General features: G+C 71.4%; 22 protein-coding genes. 11 read left to right on the top strand and 11 right to left on the bottom strand.

Translation table 11 applies throughout. The features are described from left to right. Nucleotides 1–150: 150 nt before the first annotated feature. On the top strand, nucleotides 151–1,080 hold the full coding sequence (locus KVT44_RS24535) for an S-4TM family putative pore-forming effector (protein WP_099918681.1): 930 nt from the start codon (nucleotides 151–153) through the stop codon (nucleotides 1,078–1,080). Nucleotides 1,081–1,122: 42 nt separating this feature from the next. Here KVT44_RS24535 and KVT44_RS24540 read toward each other — a convergent pair whose 3' ends face one another. Then, entirely contained in the window at nucleotides 1,123–2,550 is a 1,428-nt protein-coding gene (locus tag KVT44_RS24540) for an alkaline phosphatase family protein (protein WP_217568564.1), read from the bottom strand. 215 nt (nucleotides 2,551–2,765) lie between these two features. Next, nucleotides 2,766–3,503, bottom strand: coding sequence for a cyclopropane-fatty-acyl-phospholipid synthase family protein (locus tag KVT44_RS24545; RefSeq protein ID WP_217568566.1), 738 nt, complete (start codon nucleotides 3,501–3,503; stop codon nucleotides 2,766–2,768). A gap of 318 nt (nucleotides 3,504–3,821) precedes the next feature. Here KVT44_RS24545 and KVT44_RS24550 point away from each other — a divergent pair, with 318 nt between their 5' ends. Both KVT44_RS24550 and KVT44_RS24555 read left to right on the top strand, forming a co-directional pair. Then, the gene (locus KVT44_RS24550) at nucleotides 3,822–5,747 is read left to right on the top strand and encodes a glycoside hydrolase family 5 protein (protein ID WP_217568568.1); all 1,926 of its coding nucleotides are present in this window, start codon (nucleotides 3,822–3,824) and stop codon (nucleotides 5,745–5,747) included. Between the two features lie 107 nt (nucleotides 5,748–5,854). Continuing rightward, entirely contained in the window at nucleotides 5,855–7,045 is a 1,191-nt protein-coding gene (locus KVT44_RS24555; protein ID WP_217568570.1) for an MFS transporter, read from the top strand. Between the two features lie 45 nt (nucleotides 7,046–7,090). Here the strand turns inward: KVT44_RS24555 and KVT44_RS24560 are convergent, their stop codons facing one another. After that, nucleotides 7,091–8,821, bottom strand: coding sequence for an IclR family transcriptional regulator C-terminal domain-containing protein (locus KVT44_RS24560; protein ID WP_217568572.1), 1,731 nt, complete (start codon nucleotides 8,819–8,821; stop codon nucleotides 7,091–7,093). Between the two features lie 281 nt (nucleotides 8,822–9,102). Here KVT44_RS24560 and KVT44_RS24565 point away from each other — a divergent pair, with 281 nt between their 5' ends. Further along, entirely contained in the window at nucleotides 9,103–9,849 is a 747-nt protein-coding gene (locus KVT44_RS24565) for an aquaporin (RefSeq protein WP_180292702.1), read from the top strand. Between the two features lie 88 nt (nucleotides 9,850–9,937). Next, nucleotides 9,938–11,407, top strand: coding sequence for an aldehyde dehydrogenase family protein (locus tag KVT44_RS24570; protein ID WP_217568574.1), 1,470 nt, complete (start codon nucleotides 9,938–9,940; stop codon nucleotides 11,405–11,407). A gap of 128 nt (nucleotides 11,408–11,535) precedes the next feature. On the opposite strand, the gene KVT44_RS24575 is transcribed toward KVT44_RS24570, so the two are convergent. Next, nucleotides 11,536–12,708, bottom strand: a complete 1,173-nt coding sequence (locus KVT44_RS24575) for an acyltransferase (RefSeq protein WP_217568576.1) — start codon at nucleotides 12,706–12,708, stop codon at nucleotides 11,536–11,538. A 170-nt stretch (nucleotides 12,709–12,878) separates the two neighbouring features. Between KVT44_RS24575 and KVT44_RS24580 the strand changes: the two genes are divergently transcribed. Then, a complete protein-coding gene (locus KVT44_RS24580; protein ID WP_217568579.1) occupies nucleotides 12,879–13,886 on the top strand; it encodes a phosphotransferase enzyme family protein in 1,008 nt (335 codons plus the stop codon). A gap of 14 nt (nucleotides 13,887–13,900) precedes the next feature. Here the strand turns inward: KVT44_RS24580 and KVT44_RS24585 are convergent, their stop codons facing one another. Both KVT44_RS24585 and KVT44_RS24590 read right to left on the bottom strand, forming a co-directional pair. Next, nucleotides 13,901–15,001 (bottom strand): winged helix DNA-binding domain-containing protein, encoded by a 1,101-nt coding sequence (locus KVT44_RS24585; protein ID WP_217568581.1) that lies wholly within the window; start codon nucleotides 14,999–15,001, stop codon nucleotides 13,901–13,903. A gap of 160 nt (nucleotides 15,002–15,161) precedes the next feature. After that, entirely contained in the window at nucleotides 15,162–15,755 is a 594-nt protein-coding gene (locus KVT44_RS24590; protein ID WP_217568805.1) for a DinB family protein, read from the bottom strand. A 122-nt stretch (nucleotides 15,756–15,877) separates the two neighbouring features. Between KVT44_RS24590 and KVT44_RS24595 the strand changes: the two genes are divergently transcribed. The 4 genes from KVT44_RS24595 to KVT44_RS24610 all read left to right on the top strand — a co-directional run bounded on the left by KVT44_RS24595 (nucleotide 15,878) and on the right by KVT44_RS24610 (nucleotide 20,102). Further along, nucleotides 15,878–16,906: a YafY family protein gene (locus tag KVT44_RS24595; protein WP_217568583.1), complete on the top strand. Its 1,029-nt coding sequence runs from the start codon at nucleotides 15,878–15,880 to the stop codon at nucleotides 16,904–16,906. A 92-nt stretch (nucleotides 16,907–16,998) separates the two neighbouring features. Next, nucleotides 16,999–17,172 carry a hypothetical protein gene (locus tag KVT44_RS24600; protein ID WP_217568585.1) on the top strand — a complete coding sequence of 58 codons (174 nt, stop codon included), beginning with the start codon at nucleotides 16,999–17,001 and terminating at the stop codon, nucleotides 17,170–17,172. A 123-nt stretch (nucleotides 17,173–17,295) separates the two neighbouring features. Further along, entirely contained in the window at nucleotides 17,296–19,158 is a 1,863-nt protein-coding gene (locus KVT44_RS24605) for an ABC transporter ATP-binding protein (protein WP_217568587.1), read from the top strand. Continuing rightward, entirely contained in the window at nucleotides 19,155–20,102 is a 948-nt protein-coding gene (locus tag KVT44_RS24610; protein ID WP_308314087.1) for a serine/threonine-protein kinase, read from the top strand. Before KVT44_RS24605 ends, KVT44_RS24610 begins: the two co-directional genes overlap by 4 nt. Here the strand turns inward: KVT44_RS24610 and KVT44_RS24615 are convergent. From KVT44_RS24615 to KVT44_RS24630, 4 genes are all read right to left on the bottom strand, one after another. Further along, on the bottom strand, nucleotides 20,080–20,835 hold the full coding sequence (locus KVT44_RS24615) for a zf-HC2 domain-containing protein (RefSeq protein ID WP_217568589.1): 756 nt from the start codon (nucleotides 20,833–20,835) through the stop codon (nucleotides 20,080–20,082). The two genes, KVT44_RS24610 and KVT44_RS24615, sit on opposite strands and share 23 nt — an antisense overlap. After that, nucleotides 20,825–21,412, bottom strand: a complete 588-nt coding sequence (locus KVT44_RS24620; protein ID WP_099925135.1) for an RNA polymerase sigma factor — start codon at nucleotides 21,410–21,412, stop codon at nucleotides 20,825–20,827. Before KVT44_RS24620 ends, KVT44_RS24615 begins: the two co-directional genes overlap by 11 nt. Before the next feature lie 239 nt (nucleotides 21,413–21,651). Then, nucleotides 21,652–22,083: a hypothetical protein gene (locus KVT44_RS58250; RefSeq protein WP_229889019.1), complete on the bottom strand. Its 432-nt coding sequence runs from the start codon at nucleotides 22,081–22,083 to the stop codon at nucleotides 21,652–21,654. Between the two features lie 85 nt (nucleotides 22,084–22,168). Next, a complete protein-coding gene (locus tag KVT44_RS24630) occupies nucleotides 22,169–22,816 on the bottom strand; it encodes a hypothetical protein (protein ID WP_254649816.1) in 648 nt (215 codons plus the stop codon). A 239-nt stretch (nucleotides 22,817–23,055) separates the two neighbouring features. Between KVT44_RS24630 and KVT44_RS24635 the strand changes: the two genes are divergently transcribed. Continuing rightward, nucleotides 23,056–23,853 (top strand): SAM-dependent methyltransferase, encoded by a 798-nt coding sequence (locus KVT44_RS24635; protein ID WP_190170484.1) that lies wholly within the window; start codon nucleotides 23,056–23,058, stop codon nucleotides 23,851–23,853. 231 nt (nucleotides 23,854–24,084) lie between these two features. On the opposite strand, the gene KVT44_RS24640 is transcribed toward KVT44_RS24635, so the two are convergent. Next, entirely contained in the window at nucleotides 24,085–24,816 is a 732-nt protein-coding gene (locus KVT44_RS24640) for a TioE family transcriptional regulator (protein WP_217568593.1), read from the bottom strand. Nucleotides 24,817–24,859 lie beyond the last annotated feature (43 nt).

The following is a 24,859-nucleotide window of genomic DNA, read 5'->3' on the forward strand; positions in this document are numbered from 1 at the left end:
TCGCCTGCGGGGTCGTCGGGATCTCTCCGCGGCGCCGGTGCGACCCCTGCCACCGGTTGCCCGAAGGCATACGCCGGACGGCTCCTGGGCATGTCCCCGGAGTCCGGCCGCATCGGACATTACGGATCTTCTGACTGTCAGGGGGACAGCATGAGTCCACGGACGCTGCTGCCGATCGTCGAGCACCAGAACGATCCGGAGATGCTGCGGCTCCTGCGCGCCGCATCCGCCTCGCACGCACGCGCCCAGCGGCTCGCCTCCGGCCATGTCGTGGTGTCCACGGCGCTGGCGGTCGGCGCGGTGGTCGGCGTCTTCGTGCCCGTGGCGCTGACGCCGCTCAGCCTCGTCGGTCTGGTGTGGGCGGTCGTCTACGCCGTGGGGGCGAGCGCCTGGACGAAGAACGAGTTCCGCAGGGCGGCCCTGCTCCAAGAGACCTTCGACACCAGGCTGTTCGGGCTTCCCTGGAACCACGTGCTCGTCGGCCGTGGGCCGTCCGCCGACGAGATCAGCCGGTTGGCGCGTCACTACCGTGGATCGCCCGCGAGGCTGCGCGACTACTACGAGATCCAGGACCTGCCCCGCCCCTTCGACGTCGTCGCCTGCCAGTTGCAGAACCTCGGCTGGGGCTCACGCATCCGCCGCCGCTACGCCGGCTTCGTACGGACGGGTCTCGTCCTGTGGTGCGCGGCGGGAGTGCTGGTCGGCGTGCTGAACCGGATGCCGCTGACCGACGTGCTCATGGACTGGTACGTCCCCTCCCTGGGGCTCCTGCTCCTGGGCGTCGACACCTACCAGGCGCAGCAGGACACCGTGGCCGCGCGGGAGCACGCGCGGAAGGCACTGCTGACGCAGACCGAGCAATACGCGCGGGCCGGAGCTCTCGAGGCGCAGGCCGCCGGGATGCTGTCGCTGGCGCGGCAGGTGCAGGACGTACTGCTGCAGACCCGGCTGACACAGGCGCGGGTCCCGAACTGGTTCTTCAACCGCTTCCTGGACACCGACCGCGCGGACTTCGCAGCCGCCATGGACGAACTCGGCCGCCTGGTCACCACGCCGACCACCGCCTCCGGACAGGGCTGACCCCGGAGCCGCTGCCCCCGGAGCCCGCACACCGCGCGGCCGTCAGACGTGCGGCCGGTCTCCCGTCTCCTGGTGCGGGAACGACTGGTCGGCGCCCGGAAGGTTGGGTGCGGGGAGTGTCGCCACTTGCGCCTTCGCCTTCTCCAGTTGCCGCGCCGTGTCGTCGGGCAGGAGCGGCGGCAGCGGCTGCGGCTGTGTGAAGCGGAAGGCCGAGGTGAAGTCGCCGAAGGCCGCGCGGCGCCAGGCGCTGATGTTCGGCTCCTGGACGCCGGTGAACTGTTCCAGGAACCGCAGGGCCGAGGTGTGGTCGAACGCCTCCGAGGCCACCCAGCCGCCCACCGTCCAGGGCGAGACGATGATCGCGGGGACGCGGAAGCCGCCTCCGATAGGCAGTCCCTGGACGAACTCGTCGGCGGTTCCGGCCGGAGGCGTAGGTGGCGGCACATGGTCGAACAGGCCGTCGTTCTCGTCGTAGTTCAGGATGAAGGCGGTCTTGCTCCAGACCTTGGGGTTGGAGGCGATCGCCTCGATCTTCGACGCGACGAAATCGGCTCCCGCGGCGGGCAGGTAGTTCGGGTGCTCGGACTGAAAGCTCGTCGGCATGATCCAGGAGACGGCGGGCAGGCGGTCGTTCCGCGCGTCGTCCTCGAACGTGCCCTCCGGCTGCGGGAGCATGCCGCGCTCGTACAGGTCGGACCCCGGCACGGCCGCGCGGAAGTTCGCGAACTGCTTCAGCATGTTGCAGTCGTAGTCGTCGTCCTGCTGGTACACCTTCCAGCTGATCCCGGCCGCCTGCAGTCGTTCCGCGTACGTCGTCCACCGGTACGGCGTCGGGACCGTGTTCGCGATGATCGGCCCGCCCTGTGTGCCGCCGGGGTCGATCGTGCCGGTCATCCAGTACAGCCGGTTGGGCCAGGTCGGTCCGAGCACCGAGCAGAAGTAGTGGTCGCAGATGGTGAACGTCTCGGCGAGGGCGAACTGGAAGGGGATGTCCTCACGGGTGTAGTAGCCCATCACGTACGGGCCGTTGACGCCGTCCGCCTTGCGGTGGGCCGGCAGCCAGCGGTCCATCTTCCCGCCGTTCCACGCGTCGTGCTGCACCGACCAGGCATGGCTGGTGGAGGGGATCGCCTGGGCGCTGGAGGCGTGGGTGTCGAGGTGGAAAGGGAGCACATACCCCTTCGGGTTCACGGCGTCGGGCTGGTAGAAGACCGACCGGCCGTTGTCGAGAGCCGGCGCGTCGGGGTCGGCGAAGCCGCGGACGCCGGACAGGGTGCCGAAGTAGTGGTCGAAGGACCGGTTCTCCTGCATCAGCATGACGACGTGCTCGATGTCGCGGAGCGAGCCGTGTTCCCGCGGCCCGGCCGCGACGGCCTTCTGGACGCTCAGCGGGAGGAGGGAGAGCGCCGCGGCGCCGCCCAGTACACCGGCGGCCGAACCCAGGAGTCTGCGGCGGGTCAACCCTGTCATGAACACCCCTTCTTGAGGTTGCGTCAGCTCTCCGGCGCGCAGGTCGGTCCGCACGCGGACCGACCTGCTGGATCACTCTGCTCGGAGGCACCGGCGCTGGGGTGGAGGCGCACGGTGATCATGACGACATTGTGCGGCGAAGGGTTGGCCGAGCGATGACCGGCATGGACGCTGTCGTAGGGAGACAGGGGTTCGCCGGACCGGCGCGGGCGGCTTCAGTCGGACGTCGGGCGCAGGATCAGGCAGACGAAGCCGAAGGCGTCCCGGTAGACACTCAGCCATTCGGTGCGGTGGGTGGTGGCTGCCGCCAGCGCCTGCGAACTGTCCGGATCGCCGGAGTGGTCCAAGGCCCATGAGGCCAGTGACCCCGTCCATGCCCATTCGTAGTCGTCGAGCTCCCGGCGTGTGCTGATGTACCCGTCGACGGGTGTCCATCCGTCGGAGATGACGCGGTCCACGGTGGTCGGCAGGTCGGCGAGGTCGCCGAGCATCTCCACGGCGTCGGGGGAAGGCTCCTGTGACCAGAATCCGTCACCGACCAGGACACGGCCGCCGGGAGCCAGGTGCTTGCGTGCCGCCTCGAGGGTGGCGAGCAGGCCGCCGAAGGCGTGCGTGGCGCCGACGCTGATCACCAGGTCGAACAAGTGTGGGGCGGCGAAGTCCGCGGCGTCCTCCTGGTGGAGGACGAGGCGCTCTTGCAGGCCGAGGGTGCGCGCGGCGCTCCGCGCATGTGCCAGCGCGCTCTCGGAGATGTCGACGCCCTCGGCCCGCAGTTGGGGATGCGTGGCCAGGGCACGCAGGAGCCACTCCCCGCCACCGCAGCCGAGGTCGAGTACCCGCGCGCCACCTCGCGGGATGCCGCGTTCCAGCAGTCGGCGCACCGAGTCGTCGTCGAGCGGGGCCGCAATCGGATGATCCGCATGGGCAAGCGTGGAGATCTGTTCACGGTTCACCGGCGGAGCCTGGCACGGACACAGGCCGCACGCACCTGCTTTTTCCCGGGCCGCACCGAACGGATCGGACGGATCGGACGGATCGAACAGATGGCGGCGGCGTCGACTCAGGAAATGACGGCCGCAACAGACGAGGTCGACCCAGCTGCCGTCCGCCCGTAGGCCGCCGGCCGCTGACACTTGTAGGCTGGCGGCCGCCACCAAGGCCGGCGACCAGGTCCGGCCTTGATGTCACCCTGGAAGGGCGTCACCCACCGGCGCTCGTCCCTCGCGACACCGACTCGCCGGCTTCACCCCAGCGCTCCCACAGAGGACCGGATGCCGACCATACGTAGACTTGTCAAGTACCTGACATCAGCGACGGCGGTTCTCGCGCTGCTGACCACGGCGCCGACGGCGATGGCCACCGTCCCGGAGCCCGTCGCCGCCAAGGCCCTCCCCCAGGCCACCGCCGCGGCGGCCGACACCTGGCAGCCGCCGCTGTCGACCCAGGGCCGGTACATCGTCGACGCCCGGGGAAACCGGTTCCGGCTGAAGTCGGCCAACTGGGACGGCGCACAGGGCTCATGGACCGGAAGCGGCAGCATCACCGACCCCGCCAACCACCACGCCGGCCAGGACTCCTACGGCATCCCCCTCGGCCTCGACCGTGCCCCGCTGCCCGAACTGCTCGCCGACTTCCACGAACTCGGCATCAACAGCATCCGGCTGCCGTTCTCCAACGAGATGATCCACGCGACAGCACCCGTGCCGGACGTGGCCGTCGCCGCCAATCCACAACTGCGCGGCAGGACGCCCCTGCAGATCTACGACGCCGTCGTGGCCGCCCTCACCCAGGACGGGTTCGCGGTCATCCTCAACAACCATACGAACACCTCCCGTTGGTGCTGTGGCATCGACGGCAACGAACGGTGGAACAGCAGCCAGTCCACCCAGCAGTGGACGGACGACTGGGTCTTCATGGCCCGCCGATACGCCACCGACTCCCGTGTCGTGGGCGCCGACCTCTACAACGAGGTACGCCGCGACGTACTGGACGACCCCAACTGGGGCACGGGCGACAGCCACGACTGGTACGCCGCCGCCCACCAAGCCGCGGACCGCATCCTCACCGAGGCCAACCCCAACCTCCTCATCGTCATCGAGGGCATCAACTGGACCGGCGTCCCCGTCGACGGTCTGCCGCACGACCGTCCCACCCTCACCCCCGTGCGCACGCTCTCGCACACCCTCGTGGACGCCCACAAGCTGGTCTACTCCGCCCACTTCTACGGCTACACCGGCCCCCGGCACAGCGGCGCCACCGGAATCGGCGAGACCCACGACGCCCGCTACCAGGACCTGCCCCGCGACCAGCTGTACCAGGTCCTCGCCGACCAGGCCTTCTACGTCACCACGGAGGGACAGCACTACACCGCGCCGGTGTGGATCAGCGAATTCGGCATCGGCGCCAATGAGACGGGCACCGCGGCCCGCACCTGGTTCGGCAACATCACCGACTACTTCGCCGACCACGACGCCGACTTCGCCTACTGGCCCCTGGTCGGCTGGGAGGGCCACGACGACTGGGCCCTGCTGCGCTACGACACCGCGGGACGACGGTACGGCATCCTCGACCAGGGCGACTGGCGCGCCACCGCCTGGAGTCACCTCATGACCTCTCCCACACGTACCGGAACCATCACGCCGGTCCCTGTCTGGCGCATGCTCACCACCGACCACGGCGACCAAGTGCAGTCTGTGCGGGTACGGACGGGCGGCGACTGGGATTCGGGGGCCTACAAGGCCGCCTGCCCCGACGGCCTGCGGCTGATCGGCCTCAGCCACACCTCCGGTCGTGGCCTGTGCACCGACACGACCACCGGCGACCTGCGGGCCGCAGGCAACGCCCAGACGGTCGTCACCGACGAACGTTACGTCCCCGCGGGCGGCGACTGGGCCAGTGGCTACACCAAACTCCAGTGCCCCGCCGGGCAGTTCCTCATCGGCTACAGCCGCCGCGGTGACCGCGTGTCGGCGGCTCTGTGCGCGCCCGGTCGCAGCCCGCTGGGGGCCGTCGGGCGGACTGTCTGGTTCGACCGTTCCGACACCCGGCCCGCCGACATGGCGGGCGGCGACTTCGCCTCCGGCGCGTACAAGGGCCAGTGTTCCGTCGACGAGTACGCCGCCGGTATCGCCTTCACCACCCGCGTGGGCAGCTCCGCGGGCCCCGCCGCCCTGCTGTGCACTCCGCTGAAGCCCTGAGCCCCTCACCGCCGCTCACCTCCGAATCGCCGCAGGTGGGTGTTACAGACGCGACGCGGCCGCGGCCCGACCGGGCCGGGGCCGCGTGCGGGGTTACCGTCGGCGGCATGGACGGTGATCGCCGAGCGTGGCGCCAGTGTTTGCTCAGCGGGGCGGTGTTCGTCGTGTGCATGGCCGGCACCACGCTGCCGACTCCCCTCTACGGCCTCTATCAGGAGAAGTTCGGGTTCTCCGAACTGACGGTCACCGTCGTGTACGCCGTGTACGCCTTCGGGGTCATCGGCGTGCTGCTGCTGACGGGGAACGCCTCGGACGCCGTGGGCAGACGTCCGGTACTGCTGTGGGGCCTGGGATTCTCCGCGGCGAGCGCCGTCTGTTTCCTGTGCGCCACGGGGCTGGGCTGGCTGTACGCGGGGCGGCTGCTGTCGGGGCTGTCCGCCGGTCTGTTCACCGGGGCTGCCACGGCGTACGTGATGGAGTTGGCACCGTACGGCGGCGCCTCCCGGGCCACGTTCGTGGCGACGGCCGCCAACATGGGCGGTCTCGGCTGCGGCCCGCTGCTCTCCGGAGTGCTCGCGCAGTACGCCGCCTGGCCGCTGTACCTCCCGTTCGCCGTGCACCTCGCCCTGGTGGTCTGCTCGGCCGTCGTCCTGCTCCGGCTTCCGGAGACCGTGCGGGAGCGGCGGCCGCTGAGCGCCGTACGGCCGCAACGGCCCGGCCTTCCCGCACAGGTGCGGGCGGTGTTCGGGCCCGCGGCGATCGCCTCGTTCGTGGGGTTCGCGCTGTTCGGGGTGTTCACGTCGGTCAGCCCGGCGTTCCTCGCACAGTCGCTGAACGTGCACAACCACGCAGTCAGCGGGCTGGTCGTCGCGCTGGCGTTCTTCGCCTCGACCGCCGGGCAGCTCGCCGTCGGCCGGGTCGGGATGGGGCGATCGCTGCCCCTGGGCTGCGCGGCACTCCTCGCCGGGCTGGCGCTGCTCGCGGGCGCGCTGCGGTGGGACCTGCTGGCGCTGGTGGTGCTGAGCGCGCTCGTCGGCGGGGGCGGGCAGGGGCTGGCGTTTCGCGGGGCGCTGTCCGCGGTGGCCGAGGCGTCTCCCGCGGACCGGCGCGCGGCGGTGATCTCGACGCTGTTCGTGGTGGCCTACGCGGGTATCTCGGTGCCGGTGATCGGTGTGGGGCTGCTGGCGGCTCCCATCGGCCTGGAGGGCGCGGGGCTGGTGTTCATCGCGTGCATGGCCGTCCTGGTCTCGACCGCGGCCGTGTACCTGCTGCGGCGGCCGGTACCGGCGAGGACCTGAGCGCGTACGGACGCGGATACGTGACCTGTTCCTGTCTCCGGAGTGTCAACCCGTCTCCACGGGAGCGTGGGCGCTCGCGAGCGCCAGGTCCGCTTCGACACGGGCGGCGCAAGCGCGCAGCGCGGACAGCATGGTGTCCCGGGTCTGCTCGGGTGACTCCGGACCGGCGTGCATCGCGACGTTCAGCGCCGCGACGGCGCGCCCGCTCCGGTCCCTGACGGGTACGGCGAGTGAGCGCAGCCCCGCCTCCAACTCCTGTTCGACCAGGGCGAATCCGTTGTCGGCAGCGTGGGCGAAGGCCGCGGTGAGCGCCTCGGGCGAGGTGAGCGTGTGCGGGGTCAGGGCCTGCGGGCGGAGGGATCGGATGCGCTCCGGCCACTGTGCCCGCGGCAGGTCCGCGAGCAGGACGCGCCCCATGGAGGTGGCGTAGGCGGGCAGTCGGGTGCCGGGGGTGATGCGGGCACTGGTGATCTGCCCGGTGGCCACTCGTGCGACGTATCGCACCTCGGCGCCGTCGAGCACCGCGAGCGAGGCGGACTCCCGCACCCGCGCCACCAGATCGGCCAGATGAGGCCGGGCGATGTCGGCGAGGGTCAGCGTGGACAGTCGTGCGTATCCGAGTTCCAGGACGCGCGGGCCCGGGAGGAAACGGCGCCCGTGCTGTTCCACGTAGGAGAGTTCACTCAGCGTCAGCAGATTGCGCCGGGCGCTCTGATACGAGAGTCCGGCTGCCTCCGCGGCCTCGGCGAGGGTGAGTCCGCCGCGCTGTCCGCCCAGCGCGGTCAGGACGGCCAGGCCCCTGGCCAGCGCCTGGAGGAAGGACGGCCCCAGTTCGGGCTTGGCGTCGGCGTATGCGGGGGCGACGGCGGGCGGCGGCGCGGCGGGCAGGGGGTGCGAGGTGCCGTACAGCGCGTCGGCGATGTCCTGGGCGGCCCGGTTCATCTCGGTCAGGGCGTGGGCACGGAGGTCGTCGGCGCTGTGGCGGCTGGTGTGCGCGAGCACGCTGATCGCGCACACGGGCCGGCCGTCAGGGTCGCGCACGGGGACCGCCAGCGCGACCAGCCCCGGGGCGACCAGTTGGTCGTCCAACGCCCAGCCGTTCGCGGCCGCCGCCGTGGTCCAGGACGCGAAGTCGGCTTCCGTCCGCTCGGGGCGGGGAGCCGTGGGGCGCGTGGGGACGGCCGGGAAACCGGCGTCCAGGGGGTCGGCCGCGCGCCGGGCCCGCCAGGCCTCGTGCGTCGGCGGATCCCAGCCAGCGGCGAGTACGGCTCCGGCGGCGCAGCGCTCGGAGGGCAACAGGTCGCCGACGCGGAAGCCGAGGGGGATCACCCGGCCGGGCGGGACGGCCGTGCCGACGATGCGCGCGTCGCAGCCGTCGAGGACGATCGCCGAGACCGACTCATCCAGGGTCCGCGTCAGCCGCTCCAGGCTCGGGCGCAGCGCGCGGGACAGGCCGCTCGCGTCGAGGTAGGCGTTGCCGAACTCCATGAGGCGCGGGGCGAGCACGAGATCGCGGCCCTCGGCACGCAGGTACCCGAGGTGAACCAAGGTGGCGGCGATCCGGTCGACGGCGGAGCGGGCCAGGCCGGTGGCGCGGACCAGGTCGCCCGGCCGTACCGCCCCCGCGGAATCGGCCATGACGCGCAGGACGTCCAGACCGCGTTCCAGCGGGCCGACGGCTTCCCCGCGGCCGGTTTCAGGTCCGGCGGTCTGCGGCGCGGTGCCCGTGGGCTGCTTCGACGCCCCGGCTTGCGCCCCCGCGACGCCCCGTGCCATGGCCTCTCCTCCCGCGCTTCCCCGCTCGTCGGCGCATGCGGCCGGACCCGTGCGGAGAACGCTACCGGGTCGCGGGCCATTGACAGCCGTCACCTGATCCCGCAGACTCACCGCACTCAGTAAATGAACAGAAGTTCACTCAGCGAAAAAGCATCAGCGCCAAGAGCACAGGTCGCCTGCCGGGCGCACCGCGGGACGTTCCGCACCCGGCCCCGGCCTCCCCGCGGCACGGCCGGAGCCGAGCCGCGCCCTATGCCCCCTCCCTTGCCCCGAGGACTCCCATGAGCACTTCCGCCCAGAGCCGCGCGGACCTGATCCGGCACAGCGCGTACGAGTTCGCGCTGACCACGGTGCTTCTCTTCGCCGTGGTCAGCCTGGTCCGCTGGCTGGCCTTCCCCGGCTCGTCCCTGGCGATCGGTGACCCGGACACGCTGTTCGTCGTCGCGGGAACCGTCGTGGCCGCGCTGATCGCGGCGCTGATGTACTCACCGCCCGGCCGAGCGTCCGGCGGCCATCTCCACCCCGGCGTCACCGTCTTCCTGTGGACGTGCGGGCTCTTCCCGGGCCGCGCCGTCCTGCCGTACGTCGCCGCACAGCTCACCGGGTCCCTGGCCGGGACCGCGCTGGCCTGGGTGGTGTGGGGCAAGGTGGTCGGCCAGGTCGGGTACGGCGCCGTGCATCCCGCTCCCGGTACCGGCGCCGTCGAGCTGTTCGTCGTCGAGGGCGCCGCGCTCGCCGCGGTGTTCGTCGCGGTCGCGCTGGTGATGTCCCGGCCCGCCCTGCGCGGACTGATCCCCGCGGTCATCGGGCTCGGCGTGGGCGTGGTCATCGCCACTCTGGGCACCGTGACCGGCGCGAGCATCAATCCGGCGCGCGCCTTCGGCCCGGCGCTGCTGTCCGGCCAGTACGACCACTTCTGGAACTACATGATCGCGCCGCTGGTCGCCCCGGCCCTCGTGGGACTCACGCACCGCGCCCTGCGCACCCGCCGGGACCGGTCCGCCCCGACCGCGCCGGCAGAGGCGTGATCCGACGGCCACCGGCCGCCCCGGCCTCCTCTCCCCCGCTCCCCTCTTCCCACTCACTCCCCTCTGCCCACTCACCCAGGAGAACCCCATGTCCACCGCCCGAGGCCTGATCATCAACGGCCAGGAGGTCCCCGCCTCCTCCGGCCGCACGGCATCCGACATCAACCCCTGGACCGGCGCCGTCTGCGCCGAGGTCGCCGCCGGAACCCCCGAGGACATACGCCGAGCCGTGGACGCCGCCGACGCCGCGTTCGAGGCGTGGGCCGCGACCAGGCCCGCCGAGCGGCGTCGGATCTTCCTGCGCGCCGCGCAACTGATGGAGGAGCGCGTCGAGGAGGTCGTCCGGCTGATGGCGGCGGAGGTCGGGGGTGTCGCGTCCTGGGCCGGCTTCAACGCCAAGCTGGCCGCCGACATCCTCCTGGAGGCGGCGGCCGCCGTGAGCGGGCCCACCGGGCAGACGCTCGCCACCAACTCCGAGGGCGTCCACTCGGCGCAGGTACGGGTCCCCAAGGGCGTGATCGCCGCGATCTCGCCGTGGAACGCGCCCGTCATCCTCGGCGTGCGCGCGGTCGCGATGCCGATCGCGATGGGCAACACCGTGGTGATGAAGCCCAGCGAGGACGCACCGATCGCCTGCGGTCTGCTGATCTCGGACGTCCTGCACGAGGCCGGGCTGCCCGCGGGCGTGCTCAACGTCGTCACCAACGACCGCACCGATGCCGCCGAGGTGGTGTCCGCGCTGATCGCCGACGACCGGGTACGGATGGTCAACTTCACCGGTTCCACGGAGGTCGGACGGGTCATCGGCGTCCAGGCCGCGCAGCACCTCAAGCCCGCCGTCCTCGAACTCGGCGGCAAGAACGCCCTGCTCGTCCTGGAGGACGCGGACGTCGACTACGCGGTGGACGCCGCCGTCTTCGGCTCCTTCATGAACGCCGGGCAGATCTGCATGTGCGTGGACCGCGTCATCGTGCACCGCGCGGTCGCCGAGGAGTTCACGGCCGGGTTCGCCGCCCGAGTCCGGGCCCTGCCGTACGGGGATCCGGCCGACCCGGGCACGGCGGTGGGCCCCGTGGTCAACGCCGGTGCGGCCCAACGGGTCGCCGCGCTCGTCGCGGACGCCGTGGCCCAGGGAGCACGGCTGGCCGCGGGCACCGGACAGGTCGAAGAGCCCGGCACGCTCATCCGTCCGGTCGTACTCACCGGCGTCACCAAGGAGATGAGGATCTACTACGACGAGATCTTCGGCCCGGCGACCGTGATCCACGTGGTCGACAGCGTCGACGAGGCCGTGACGCTGGCCAACGACACACCGTACGGCCTGACCGCCGGCGTGATCACCGAGAACCTGGCGACCGGTCTGGAGGTCGCCCGTCGTCTGCGTACCGGCATCGTTCACATCAACGACCAGTCGATCGCGGACGAGCCACAGGCCCCGTTCGGCGGCGTGAAGAGCTCCGGCTACGGCCGCTTCGGCGGGCAGGCGGGCGCCGAGGCCTTCACCGACACCCGCTGGATCACCGCCCAGACCTCCGGCCACGCCCACTACCCGATCTGACATCCGCCGGACGAACCGATGTCCGGGCTCACGGGTCCCGCTACCGACTCCGGCCCCTTCGACACCCACATGTCGAAGGGGCCAGAAGTATTGCCCGAAGTATTTACAGCCGTCCGGGCGACGAGAACTCAGGCGCGGCGGCGTGATCGGCTGAACCGGCGTACGAGTGGGGCCTCGACCAGGGCGTAGAGCGCCCAGGACAGCAGGACCGTGACGGCGGCCGTGCCGACCAGCATCGCCACGCCTGTCGCGGTGGAGTACATCTGGTGGGTGCCGAGGGCCTTTCGGAGCGTGGACAGCGCTGTGTAGTGCAGGAGGTAGAAGGCGAAGGAGATCTCGCCCAGCCAGACCATCGTGCGGTTCCGGAACAAGGTGAAGCGGCCCTCGATGTCCGCGGTGGCCGCGGCCGCGATCAGCAGCGCGATCGGCAGGATCATCGCGGCGCGCTGACCGTAGAGATAGGGCACGTGGAAGGTCAGCACGTACCCGCCGACCAGCAGCAGGCTCGACCAGAACATGCCGATGTTCCGCCAGCGCCCGTGCTTCACCGCGAGCGCCACCAGGATGCCGAGGGCGAAGTCGACCATACGGACCGGGGGCAGCACATAGCTGAACCAGTACTGCGAGACCGAGAGGTCCTGGCCGCTGGGCACCCGTGGGGTCTTCGGGAACAGGGCGTACGCCAGCGCGGGGGTGGCCCACACCACGGCGATCGCTCCGGTGATCCAGTACTTGAGATGACGGGCGTCGATACGCCTGAAGACACTCAGCAGCAGGGGGAAACTCAGGTAGAAGACGGCTTCCACGGCCAGCGACCAACTCGGCGAGTCCACACTGAAGTTGGTGAAGTAGCTGGGCACCCACACCTGGACCATGAACAGGTTGGCGAGGGAGACATGGGTGGAGGTGTAGGAACTGGCGAACAGCAGCATGGCGAGCGCCCAGGCGACCACGTAGTTCGGGTAGATCTTGACGAACCTGCGCCGCCAGAACCCCGTCGTGGTGTCGCCGCGCCGCGCCGACCAGGTCAGTACGAAACCGCTGAGCACGAAGAAGAACGACACGCCGAGGCCGCCGGCCTGCGAGGTCCAGTCGGCCAGGCGGTACTCCGTACGGTCGTCGGACAGCAGCCGCAGCGGGGGTATCGGGAGGAAGGCGTGGTGGGCGAAGACGGCCAGCGCGGCGGGGAACCGCAGGCCGGTGAGGGAGGGCAGCCGGGAGACGCGGGGGCGCTTGGGCTCGGCGGCTTCGCCGCTCTCGTCGGCCGGCACGGAGCCGGTCAGTACTTGCTCAGTGGCCACGGGATTTCCTTTCTCGAGTGTCGTCCTGCAGCGGCCCGCTCTTTGTACAGTCGCGTGCTCGTGGCCCACTCAAGAGTTGTTGTTGGATTGAGCTCGTTCGGGCTGAGGTGAGGTCGACTCAACCGGCCCGACCACGAAGCCTGGTCGTCAGCGTCCGGAGAGGTTCCTGAATGCGATTCACAGCCGACCACATAGCGGAGACCTACCAACTCGGCGCCGGGCCATGGACGTTGGCGCCCGTCACCCGTGGCGCGTTGGGCCAGATCTGGAGGTTCTCCGGGAACGGTTCCTCATGGGCGGTGAAGGAGCTCCTGTTCGGCTGCGACGAGGAACAGGTCCGCCGGGAGGCCGCGTTACGGCAGGCCGCGGAGGACCTGGGCATCGCGTCACCGCGCCTCATTCCCAATCGCCACGGTGCGTACGTCTCACACGTCACCGCTTCTTCGGGTTCTTCGGGTTCTTCGGGTTCTTCGGGCGGGTCCTACGTGAAGCTGTACGACTGGATCGACGGCGCCACGGCGGACGCGTCCGATCCGGGCATCCTGGACTGGTTCGGCCGGACCATGGCACTTCTCCACACGGCGGGACAGGACGCGAGCGAGACGCCGGATTCCTGGTACGAGCGGTCCCCTCAGGACGTCGAGTGGAAGGCCCTGCACAAGCAGGTTCGTCAGGCCGGCCTGCCGTGGGCGGAGCCGCTGGGGCGGTTCATCGACACTTCCGCGGCAGAGTTGGCGCACTGGGTGACACCGGCCGACCCCGGCGATCTGGTGACATCGCATCTCGACCTGCAGCCCCAGAACGTGCTGGTCGGCCGGGACGGGCCGGTCCTCCTCGACTGGGACAACGCCGGGGTCACCTCGGCGGAACGCGAGTTCGCACGCGCCGTGTACGTATGGTCGGGCGGCAACCACGTGGACATCGATTCCGCCCGGCGGCTGGCGCGGGCCTATCGGAGTGCCGGAGGCCGCGCCGCCATCACGGGTCCTCAGTCGTTCTCGATGCTTTTCGCGACGGCCCTGAACTTCGTCTACGTACAGGCCGAGTGCGCCATCGACCAGACCGTGACCGCCGCGCAGCGCGAGTTCGCAAGCAGGCAGGTCGTCGACTCCTTGCGCGGCATGCCCGACCTGGAGGTCGTGTCCCGGCTGGCCGCCGCGCTCGATGCCGTGCGGTAACCGGGCGTGCCCCCTCAGCCAGGAGCCGACGCAACCCGTACGCGACGGCTCTCGCTGTCGGAGAGGAATGACGCCAGTTCCCGCCCCTGTTCGGCGACGGCGGTGCGCTCGGCCGCAGAGAAGCGGCGCAGTGGCGTGACGTTCACGGTGCCTGCCTCGACGTTCCAGGTCGCGGCGACCCTGCCGTCGACGAGGACGACGCGGGCGCCCGCGACCGACAGCCCGCGGTGGGCGTCGTCGACGATCCGGCCGCGGTCGTGGTAGCCGAGGAGGGCGTTGTCGAACGCCGGCAGGAACCGGACCGGGGCGGGTGTGTCGGGGTCGGGCCGCGGCATGCCGGGGAGGTCCAGCAGTTCCCGGCCTCGCTCGTCGCGGAAGGTGACCAGCTCCTCGCGTATCGCGGACACCGCGGCCGGCAGTCCGGCGAGGCCGCACCAGGCGCGCAGGTCGGCCGAGGCGGCGGGGCCGAACGCGGCCAGATAGCGCCGTACCAGCGCCTGGCCCACGGGATCGGAGTGGTCCTGGGTCGGCGGGTCGATCTCCCGTCCCAGCCAGGACGAGAGCGGCACGTTGCGCACTCCCGCCTTCGTGCGCCACAGCCCGCGCGGCGGCAGCTGTGCCATCGGGACGAGGGCGGCGATCAGCATCTCCCCCAGGGCTCGTGGTCCCGGTGCCGGCCAGCGCTCGGCGAGCGCCCGCGCGAGCTCGGTCATAGAGCGGGGCTCGTCGTCGGCCATCACCGCCCGGCCCGCCGCCGCGAGTTCGTCCAGGTCGATCCCGTCCAGCTCGCGGCGATAGGTGCCGAGCACCCGTTGGCGCAGCATGGCGTCGTGGCGGGACCGCCAGGCCAGGGCGTCGTCGGCGGTGAGGAGGTGGACCGTGCGGCGCATGAGATGGGTCCGCACCACGCTCCGCCCGGTCAGCTGGTCCGAGAGACCCGCCGGGTCGAACGCCCGCAGCCGGGACCAGAGTCCGACGTACGGTTCCTGCGGTTCCTGTGCCTGGAGACCGCAGAGGTGCGCGACGGCGTCGAGGACCGGTAGGTCGGCGTGATCGAGCAGCAGTTGTCGGGCGAGTGTCGCGCGGTTGAGGGCCCGGGTGTCGAGAACGGTCATCGGGTCACGCCGATGCCGGTCCGCCCCGGTTCGCACATCTTCACGGTGACGCCGTTCCCTTCGGTTCCGTGCAGGTCTTGATCGATTCCGTGCGGGTCACGCGGTCGGGACCGGGCGGCGGCCGGCGGGCAGCCGCCACCCGGTCGAGGTCCGTCACCGGTCAGGTCGACGTCTGCCCGTCGAGCGTCTCGCGCAGGATGTCCGCGTGCCCGGCGTGCTGGGCGGTCTCGGCGATGACGTGCATCAGCACCCGGCGCACGCTGCGCACCGCTCCAGGCTCGTGCCAGGGCGCCTCCGGCAGCGGGTGCGTCGTGGACAGGTCGGGCAGGGAGGCGATGACCTTCTCGCTCCGGGCGGCGACCTGCTCGTAGCGCTCGACGATCCCGGCCAGCGTCTCGCCGGGCAGCATCCGGAAGTCGTTCTGGTGGTCGATCGCCCACTGCGGGAACTCGCGTGCGGTACCGGCCGTGAGGTCGGCCCAGGTGACACCGTCGGGCAGGTCGTAGCGCATCGCCGACGGGCCGTCGACCGCGAAGCGCATCCATCCCTCCTCGATGGACGCGACGTGCTTGATCAGCCCGCCCAGGCACAGCGCGCTGACCGTCGGGTGCTCGCCGGCCTGTTCGTCGCTGAGCCCGCGCGTCGTGTTGGTCAGGGCGGCTCGCGCGGTCGCGAGCTGGGCGAGCAGGTCGGCCCGCTCGTCGTCGAGCGCGGGAGACGTGGAGGGCGTGGAGGGCGTGGAGGTGGCGGTCACGGTGATCGGGTCCTTCTCTTCGTTGCTGTTGGCTGGCTGTTCGTTGCTGTTGTCCGGCACGGAAGAACAGTCGCAGGAGAAGCGGTCAGGTAGTGTCCGCTTCTCGAGGCACCATGGAAGTCATGCAGAAGACCTCAGCGCGGCTGCTGTCGCTGCTCTCGCTGCTCCAGGCGCGCCGGGACTGGCCGGGGGCGCTGCTGGCCGACCGGTTGGACGTCAGCCCGCGCACCGTGCGACGCGACGTCGACCGCCTGCGCGAGCTCGGCTACCCCATCGTGGCCACCAAGGGCCCGGACGGCGGGTACCGACTCGACGCAGGCACACAACTGCCCCCGTTGCTGTTCGACGACGACCAGGCCGTGGCCCTCGCCGTCGCGCTCCAGATCGCCACCACCACCGGTGCCGGTATCGAGGAGGCCGCGGCCCGCGCGCTGAACACCGTCCGACAGGTCATGCCCGCGCGGCTGCGCCGCCGCGTCGAAACCCTCCAGGTCACCGCCGTCGAGCGGCCCGTGGCCCGGCCGCACCCACAGGTCGACAGCAGCGTGCTCATGACGCTCGGCGACGCCGTCCACGCCCGCGAAGTGCTGCGCTTCGACTACACCCCCGCGTCCCCAGCGGGAACCGGCGACCGCGATCCCGCCGGGGCTCCGCCGCGCCGGGTACAGCCCCACCACCTCGTGACCTGGGGCGGGCGCTGGTACCTCGTCGCCTGGGACCTCGACCGCGACGACTGGCGCACCTTCCGTGCCGACCGGATCAGCCCGCGCACCCCCACGGGCCCCCGTTTCGCTCCGCGTGAACTGCCCGGCGGGAACGTGGCCGCCTTCGTGACCAGCAGGTTCCAGGGCTCGGACGGCTCCGGCGACTCGGACGGCTCCGAGGGCTGGCCCTGCCGAGGCGAGGTGATCCTCGACCTCCCCGCCGCCGTCGTCCTGCGTCACACCCGCGAGGGAATCGTCGAGGAACTCGGCCCGGACCGCTGCCGCCTCGTCCTCGGCTCGTGGTCGTGGCCCGGCCTGGCGGCCACCCTCGGCAGGTTCGACGCCGACATCGAGGTCGTCGGGCCGACCGAACTCAAGGACGCCTTCGCGCACTTGGCCCGCCGCTACGCCAACGCCGCGAGCGACGTACTGACACAGGAAACCTAATAGGACAAAACCAACTATTTACTTCAAAACACCATCTAAACGACACCCGGGACCGTATCTGATACAAGGCACACCCCAGCGGGAGGAATGCCATGGCTATCTTCAGTGATCTCTTTCCTGCCAGACACGGTGACCACGGCCACGACCACGGCCACGACCATGACCACGGGAGGAACGACCACTCGGGTCACGACGAGCACTCGATGAACAGGCACCACGGCCGTCACTCCGACTTCGAGGACCACCGGTCCGGTCACGACGAGTGAAAGCCGGAGCGGACCGGCGTCCGGAGGACCGACCGGAGCCGGTCCGCTTCGTTCGTCCGAGCGACGGTCGACGAACGGATGACGGACGACAGACGGATGACGGACGGATGACGGACGCATGCGATGAAGCGTGTCCCGAGCCATGTTCTGGAGCGGCTGCTGTTGGTGGGCGAGGAGTCCGCGCCCCTGGTGACGGCCGCACCGCCGGTGCCACCACGCGAGGTGTTCCGCCGTTTCTGGCCCTACACCCGCGGCCGACGGCACTGGCTCGTGCCGCTCGTGCTGTTCAGTCTCGCCGGTCCCCTGGTCGACGCGGCCGAACTGTGGCTGTTCAAGGTCGTGGTCGACGACGTGCTCGTCCCGCGGGACCTACGACCGTTCCTCTGGATCGCACCGACCTACCTGGGGCTGGTCGTCGCCTCCGGCGTCCTGGGGTTCGCCGACGACATGACGGCCACGTGGGTCGGCGAACGCTTCCTGCTGGCCCTGCGCGCCGACGTGTTCCGGCATGTCCAGCAGCTCTCGCTCGGGTTCTTCGAGCGGCGGCGGCTCGGGGACGTACTGTCGCGCGTCACGGGTGACGTCGACGCCGTCGAGACGTTCCTGCTCTCCGGCGTGGCGGACGGCCTCTACCACGTGATCCGGCTGGGCGTCTTCCTCGGGCTGCTGTTCTACCTGCGCTGGGACCTGACGCTCCTCTCACTCGTCATCGTGCCGCTGTTCTGGCGCGCCGCCCGGCACTTCTCCCGGCTGGTCAGGGAGGCGTCCCGGGAACGCAGGCGCCGCAGTGGCTCGCTGAGCGCCGTCGCCGAGGAGTCACTGGGGAACGTGGCCCTGGTCCAGGCGTACAACCGGCAGGCCTGGGAGGAGCGCCGCTTCGAGCGCGAGAACGTCGGCAAGTTCCAGGCCTCCATGACCACGGCACGCATCCGTGCCGTCTACCGGCCGGTGGTCGAGCTCATCGAGGTGTCCGGCGGTCTCGCCGTCATGGGCCTGGGCACCTGGAAGCTGGCGCAGGGCCAGCTCACGCTGGGCGGACTGTTGGTCTTCCTGGCCCTGATCGGCAAGCTCTACAGCCCGATCCGCGACCTGTCCCGCCTCGGCAACACCTTCTACGCCGCGTCGGCCTCCGCGGAACGGATCATCGAGTTGCTGGACCAGCGTCCCCAGGTCGTCGAGTCCGCCGACGCCCGCCGGATCGGCCGGGCCCGCGGCGAGGTCGAGTTCGAGAGCGTGTCCTTCCGCTACCCCGGTACGCCGACCCTGGCGCTGTCCGAGGTGTCGTTCCACGTCTCCCCCGGCGAGACCCTGGCGCTGGTGGGCGCGAGCGGCGCCGGCAAGTCCACCGCCGCCAAGCTGCTGTTGCGGTTCTACGACCCCGACCGGGGCGCGGTCCGGCTCGACGGGACCGGCCTGCCGGAACTGGCCCTGTCCGACGTGCGGGAGAGCCTCGCGGTGGTCCTGCAGGAGACGCTGGTCTTCCACGGCACGGTGCGGGAGAACATCGCCTACGGCCGGCCCGGCGCGACGGATGCGGAGATCGTCGCGGCGGCCCGCGCGGCCGACGCCCACGACTTCATCCGGCTGCTGCCCGACGGCTACGACACGATGGTCGGCCAGCGCGGCCGGACGCTGTCCGGTGGACAGCGCCAGCGCCTCGCGATCGCCCGCGCGATGATCAGGGACGCGCCCGTGCTGCTGCTGGACGAACCGACCACCGGCCTCGACGCCCGATCGGGCCTGCGCGTCATGGACCCGCTGCGCCGCCTGATGGCCGGACGGACCACCGTCGTCATCTCGCACAACCTCCTCACCGTCCGCGACGCCACGCGGATCGTCGTACTCGACCACGGGCGGGTCCTGGAGACCGGGACCCACGACGACCTGCTCGCGCGCGGCGGTGCGTACGCCGGTCTCCACCGGTTGCACGCCGTGCCCGGGCCCGTCCGGGCGGGCGGCCCGTTGCCGGGGACGGTGCCGTCGTGACCGGGACGCGCACCCGGGTACGGGCGCCCGCGGCAGCTGACCCGGCTCCCCCACCCCTGGCCCCGGGCACCCGCCCCGCGCCGGGCTACGAGATCCTGCGACACCTCACACGCACGGGATGGCTGGACCTGTACGACACGTGGAGCGAGGAGCGGGCCTGTCGGTGTGTCGTCAAGGTCGTACGTCCGGACCACCGCGACGAGGCTGTGCCGCGGGCCCGGCTGCTGCGGGAGGGCCGGTGGCTGTGCGCCTTCAGCCATCCGCACCTGGTCCGCGCGTACGAGACCCTGGAGTGGCCGGAGCCGCTCGTCGTCCTGGAGACGCTGACCGGGGAGACGCTGTCCCATCTCGTCCACCGCCTGCGGCGGCGAGCAGCGGCCGGCGACGTGGCCCTCCTCGGCGTGCAGTTGTGCTCCGCGGTCCACTACCTGCATGGCCGGGGCCTGCTGCACCTGGACCTCAAGCCGTCCAACGTGGTGGTGGACTGCGGCCATGCGAAGGTGCTCGACCTCAGTGTGGCTCGGCCGCCGGGGCGCGCCCCGGCCGGGTTGGGTACGTTCCGCTACCGCGCGCCGGAGCAGGCGCGCGGCGGCCCGCTGACGGCCGCCGCCGACGTCTGGGGCATCGGCATCACGTTGTACGAGGTGGCGAGCGGCGACGCGCCTTTCGACCCCCGCGGGACCGCGGAGGGTACGGCCGACGGCGATCACCACCGGCGTCCGCGGCTGGAGGTGAGCGCACCGCCGGTCGGCTCGCGGCGCCGGCTGCCCCGCGCGCTCGCGGCGGCCATCGACGGCTGCCTGGGCATGGACCCGTCGGCCCGGCCGACGGTCACCGAACTGGCCGCGTCGCTCGGCGCGATCCTCCCGGCGTACGGCCCCCGTATGCCCTCCTCCGGTAACCCGGCAGCCGGGGACGTCGCTACGTTTCCCCGCCCGACGTGAAGTGGGTGGTGGCGAGCACGGTGCCGTCGGGCGACGTCAAGCGGGCGCCGGACACGGACGCGGGGTCGACGGGGGTCGGGCCGCCCCAGAACCCGCGGCCCTGGTGCAGGGTGAAGGCGCCCGTCCGGACCGTGCCGCCGTCGCTCCGCTCCAGCAGGCAGGAGACCATTCCGCTGTACGAGGTGTGCGTGCCGGTGAGGTCGACGGTCATGTAGATCCAGCCCGGGGAGCCGGTGTGGGCGTACACCTCGCCGGCCGACTGCCTGGGGGCCCCGGCCGAGGTCAGATCGCCATGCAGCAGGTCGGCCTCGCCGCCGGCGGACCGGGACGCGCCGGCCACCACGTTCTCGATCGCCGTTCCGGCCACCCAGCCACCGAAGCCGACGGCGAGGACGAGTGCGGCCACCGCGGAGGCGAGCCGGAGCCGAAGCCGGCCACCGAAGCCCCTGCGCCAGGCGCCCGGAACGCGGGCGCGCGCCCGGCCGTCCTGGGCCGGCGTCCCCTGGGTCAGCGCCTGCGCCACCCGGGTCTCGAAGCCGACCGGCGGCTCGCAGCCCGGCAACAGTCCGATCAGCCCGTCGCCGACGAGGGTCAGCTGCTCGACGTACTCGCGGCAGTCCGCGCATCGGTCGAGGTGGGCCACCGCTGCGGCGCGCTCGCGTCCCGGCAGTATGCCGAGAGCGAGTTCGGCGCCGATCTCCCGCAGCTTCTCGCAGGTCATGTCATTGGACATGGTCGCCTCGCTTCGGGGACGCGAGCGTGGTGCGCAGCTTCGCCATAGCGGTCCTGATGCGCGTCTTCGCGGTGCCCAGGGGGATGTTCTCCCAGTCGGCAACCTGCTGGGCCGTCATGCCGTAGATGCTCGCCATCACCAGCGCGCGGCCCTGTTCGCGGGGCAGTTCCGCCACCGCCGCCCGCAGCCGGGAGGACGCCTCGTCGGCCAGGACGTGCTGTTCGGGGGTGTCACTGACGACTCCCAGGATCACGTCGAGGTCCTCGGGCGCCAGCGGCTCCGGCCGCCGCGCGCGGACGGCGTCGATGGCGAGGTTGTGTGCGATGGTCGTCAGCCAGGACTTCACCGAGCCGCGCCGCGAGTCGTAGATCTGGGCATGTCGCCAGGCACGTTCGAAGGTCTGCTGGGCGATGTCCTCGGCGAGTTGTGTGTCCCCGGTGACGGCGACGGCGACACCGAAGACCGTGTGCTGGAACCTCCGTACGAAGGTGACGGCCAGCTCCGGGTCGCCGGTGGCCAGCCCGGACAGCAGAGCCTCGTCCGGGAGACGGCCCACGGGGAACCGGAATCTCGACATACCCATATATACGGTCCGCCCTCGCCAGGAGATTGCCCGGCTGTCACGGAGCCCCACCCTCCGATTCTCCCGCGCTTCCGCCTGCGCGGCACGGGCAGCGGCCCGACGTGCCGCTTTCCGGGCGTGTGGCGTTCCGAGCGTGTGGCGTTCCGGGTGACCGAGACGGTCACCGATGGGCACCGGGGCGAGGCAGAGGTCGCGCTCCACTCAGGGTGACGGCGTGGGACCGCGTGGACTGCTCAGTGGCCGGACGGCGGCTCGAAGCACCCGGTCTCCGGGTACGGGCCGTTGGTCGTCACCTCGTAGTTGGACTTCTGGACGAACGCCGTGACGCAGGCGTCGCCGTGGACGCGAAGGCCGACCAATGCTCCCTCGGGCGTGACCTCGCGACCGTCCGTGAAGCGCGAGTTCATGGCCCGGACAGTCAGCGTCCCGCCGTTCGGCTTCCCGTTCGACCCGGTCCGCTGTTCCTCGTAACCGAGGTGGAGCAGTGCCGCACGCACCGTCGTGGGGTCCCACTTCTTCTGCTCCCACAGCCGCTTCAGGACCGGCCTGATGCGATCGGCTTCCCTCGCCGCGTCCGTCGCACTGGCGGGCGACATGTCTCCCGGGCGGCGGTAGCCGTTGTTCTCGTTGTAGTGGGGAGCGCCGTCGCCGGCTCCCGGCTCCACGTACGGAGAGGCTCCCGGTGCGCCGGAAGCGGCGCTCCGAGATGTGCCCGTAGGAGCTCCGGCCGTCGAGTCCGTGGCGCGCTGCTCACCGCAGCCGCCGAGACACAGGACTGCGACGAGGGCCAGACCCGTCATCGTCGGGCTGCCGGGCCGGCCGGATATCCAAAGAGGCATGGCATGACTCTGCCATGCCGGGGACGGCGATGTCCGCGGCGTAGTCGACGCGGGCCCGACGGTCCGCCTCGGTGATTTCGGGGTGCACAGGGGGCGTCCGGGGTGCGCGCCACAGTTGGACCAGGTGGCGCTCCCCGTGGTCCCCGATGCCGGGTTCGGGGTCGTCGGTGTGACAGTACAGGCGCATCCGCACCCAGTCGGTGACATCCGGCGAGGGCGGGAGGTGGAGGGGAGGTTCCCCCTCCGGCCATGCGTCGAGGACGTCGCCCTGTTCGAGGGTCGCGAGGCAGAGAGCGGGGAGGTCGGCCCACAGGCTGATCTCCTCGGCGGGCTCCCACTCGGCGCCGGTTTCGGGTGCCGGCGGGGCGTTGTGGACCTGGACCGTCAGCTGGAGGGGGCCGGTGTCGGTGGTGGTGAGGACGACGGCCCCGGCGTCGGTGGCCGGACCGCAGCGCCAGCCGAAGGGCATCTCCCGCGGGTACTCGTAGTCGTCGGTGAAGCCGATCAGGTAACCGTTCTCGCCGAGGTCGACCGTGAACGAGGACGCACGGACCAGCATGGGGATGTCGCTCCCTTCACGCTGACACAAACTCCTACGGGACGAGTGGCCCACGTCGACCGCGAGCCGTGCGGCACCAGGCCCGACGACCTCGGTCGAGGTGCCCTCCTGTACGCACCGACCGTGACGATACCGCTCGCGCCAGTAACTGCGGTCATGGGCACGGCAGTTGATATGCGAAGCTGTCGTCAGCCGCTCGCGGGCAAGGTGGCCGGGGCAGTCGTCGAGAGGAGCGCAGCGTGAGTCAGGACGGCTTCCGCACCGGGGAGATAGACACCAGCAGGCCACACCCTGCGCGGATCTACGACTACCTGCTGGGCGGCAAGGACAACTACGAGGTCGACCAACAGGCCGGCGACCAACTCGCCTCCGCGGCACCCGAGGTGCGGATCGGTGTGCAGGCCAACCGCGCCTTCCTGCAACGCGCGGTCCGTTACGTCGTCAGCAGCGGCGTCCGTCAGATCCTCGACGTCGGCACCGGGCTGCCCACCGCCCCGAACGTGCACGAGACCGCCCACGAGGTGGCCCCGGACGTGCGCGTCGCGTACGTCGACAACGATCCGATCGTGAAGGCACACGCCGACGCGCTGCTCAGCCGCTCCGGCGCGACCAGCATCGTGCTCGCCGACCTGCGTGATCCGCGGGCCGTCATCGACCACCCCGACGTCCGCCGGGTCATCGACTTCGACGAGCCGGTTGCCCTGCTCCTCGTCGCCATCCTCCACTTCATCACCGACGCGGAGAAGCCCGATCAGGCCGTCGCCGCCCTTCGCGACGCGCTGCCGGCCGGCAGCTTCCTCGTGCTCTCGCACGCCACGGGCGACTTCGCCGACCGCAGCGCGGCGCAGGCTGTCTACAACAACGCCACCGCCACGCTGAACCTGCGGACCCGCGCCGAGGTGGAGCGGTTCTTCGACGGCTTCGAACTGGTCGAGCCCGGCCTGGCCCAGGTCCCGTTCTGGCGCCCGGACGCCCCGCCGCCGGCACGATCCGGCGAGATCGGCTTCTACGGGGGCGTGGCTCGCAAGATCGGCTGAACCGAACTCTCCGGCCGAGGAGGCGGCCAGGCGCCGGTCCGAGCAGGATCACGCCGGGGCGCCCGCTGCAGGCCGGCCGGCGACCAGTTGGTCCGGCTGGAGAGCGAGTTGGATGCCGGCCCGGGCGCGCATGGCTGAAGTGAGGATCGGTGCTGGGCGCCGGCGCGGATCGCGGAGGTGATCCACCGCCGGTTCGGGATGGACTACGCGCCGACCGGGGTGGATCGAATCTCATCCGCGCTCGCGGAGGTACGCCTCCAGCTCGGCGGCCCCGGCCAGCATCGCGCGCCCGCGGACGGACAGCCGACCGTGCCAGTCGCGCAGGGTGGCCTCCAGCGGCTCCGGCCCGCCGGCCGCCCGCACCTGGGCGATCAGCGGGGCGATCTGCTCCAACAGGTAGCCGCCCCGCCTGAGTTGATGCGCCAGCCGGGCGTCCCGCATGTCGGCCTCGTCGTAGACGCGGTACCCGGTCCGCGGGTCGCGGCGCGGGCGTACCAGCCCGGCGCGCTCCCACTTGCGCAGCGTCGCGGGCCGGATGCCGAGCTCCCCTGCCAGCGGCCCGATGAACCTGCCGGCAGGCCCGGACACCGCGTTGGGCTCGGACGCCGCAGTGGGCTCCAGGCCGCGGAGGGCGCGCTCCACGGCCTGGAGGGTCCGCCTGTCGTCGAGGAGCTGGGCGTGGCTCTCGTCGACGAGGCGCAACGCCTCGTCGACCGCGCCCTGGTTCATCGCACGCATGATCGACGTCGCCGTCTGGTGGCCGTGGCCGGGCACCAGGGCGAGGAACGCGCGCAGGGCCCCGGCGTGCAGCGAGGTGTAGGTGCGGTGCCCGTGGGGAGTGCGGCCGGCGGCCGGAAGGATGCCGGCCGCCTCGTAGTTCCTGACCGCCTGCGTGGACAGACGGTGCCCGCGCGCCAGATCAACCGGCCTGAGCCGCTCACCGCTTTGAAGGTTTCGCCCCATGAGACCGACGATATCGCGGGAAAGTTTCAACCGAAGGTTCAAC

Source organism: Streptomyces sp. GbtcB7, from assembly GCF_019091445.1.
Taxonomy (GTDB): domain Bacteria; phylum Actinomycetota; class Actinomycetes; order Streptomycetales; family Streptomycetaceae; genus Streptomyces; species Streptomyces mirabilis.

Coding starts and splice junctions, on each gene's coding strand:
- KVT44_RS24535 (WP_099918681.1), top strand. CDS start 151: ATGAGTCCACGGACGCTGCTGCCGATCGTCGAGCACCAGAACGATCCG.
- KVT44_RS24540 (WP_217568564.1), bottom strand. CDS start 2,550: ATGACAGGGTTGACCCGCCGCAGACTCCTGGGTTCGGCCGCCGGTGTA.
- KVT44_RS24550 (WP_217568568.1), top strand. CDS start 3,822: ATGCCGACCATACGTAGACTTGTCAAGTACCTGACATCAGCGACGGCG.
- KVT44_RS24555 (WP_217568570.1), top strand. CDS start 5,855: ATGGACGGTGATCGCCGAGCGTGGCGCCAGTGTTTGCTCAGCGGGGCG.
- KVT44_RS24560 (WP_217568572.1), bottom strand. CDS start 8,821: ATGGCACGGGGCGTCGCGGGGGCGCAAGCCGGGGCGTCGAAGCAGCCC.
- KVT44_RS24565 (WP_180292702.1), top strand. CDS start 9,103: ATGAGCACTTCCGCCCAGAGCCGCGCGGACCTGATCCGGCACAGCGCG.
- KVT44_RS24570 (WP_217568574.1), top strand. CDS start 9,938: ATGTCCACCGCCCGAGGCCTGATCATCAACGGCCAGGAGGTCCCCGCC.
- KVT44_RS24580 (WP_217568579.1), top strand. CDS start 12,879: ATGCGATTCACAGCCGACCACATAGCGGAGACCTACCAACTCGGCGCC.
- KVT44_RS24585 (WP_217568581.1), bottom strand. CDS start 15,001: ATGACCGTTCTCGACACCCGGGCCCTCAACCGCGCGACACTCGCCCGA.
- KVT44_RS24595 (WP_217568583.1), top strand. CDS start 15,878: ATGCAGAAGACCTCAGCGCGGCTGCTGTCGCTGCTCTCGCTGCTCCAG.
- KVT44_RS24600 (WP_217568585.1), top strand. CDS start 16,999: ATGGCTATCTTCAGTGATCTCTTTCCTGCCAGACACGGTGACCACGGC.
- KVT44_RS24605 (WP_217568587.1), top strand. CDS start 17,296: ATGAAGCGTGTCCCGAGCCATGTTCTGGAGCGGCTGCTGTTGGTGGGC.
- KVT44_RS24615 (WP_217568589.1), bottom strand. CDS start 20,835: ATGTCCAATGACATGACCTGCGAGAAGCTGCGGGAGATCGGCGCCGAA.
- KVT44_RS24620 (WP_099925135.1), bottom strand. CDS start 21,412: ATGTCGAGATTCCGGTTCCCCGTGGGCCGTCTCCCGGACGAGGCTCTG.
- KVT44_RS24630 (WP_254649816.1), bottom strand. CDS start 22,816: ATGCTGGTCCGTGCGTCCTCGTTCACGGTCGACCTCGGCGAGAACGGT.
- KVT44_RS24640 (WP_217568593.1), bottom strand. CDS start 24,816: ATGGGGCGAAACCTTCAAAGCGGTGAGCGGCTCAGGCCGGTTGATCTG.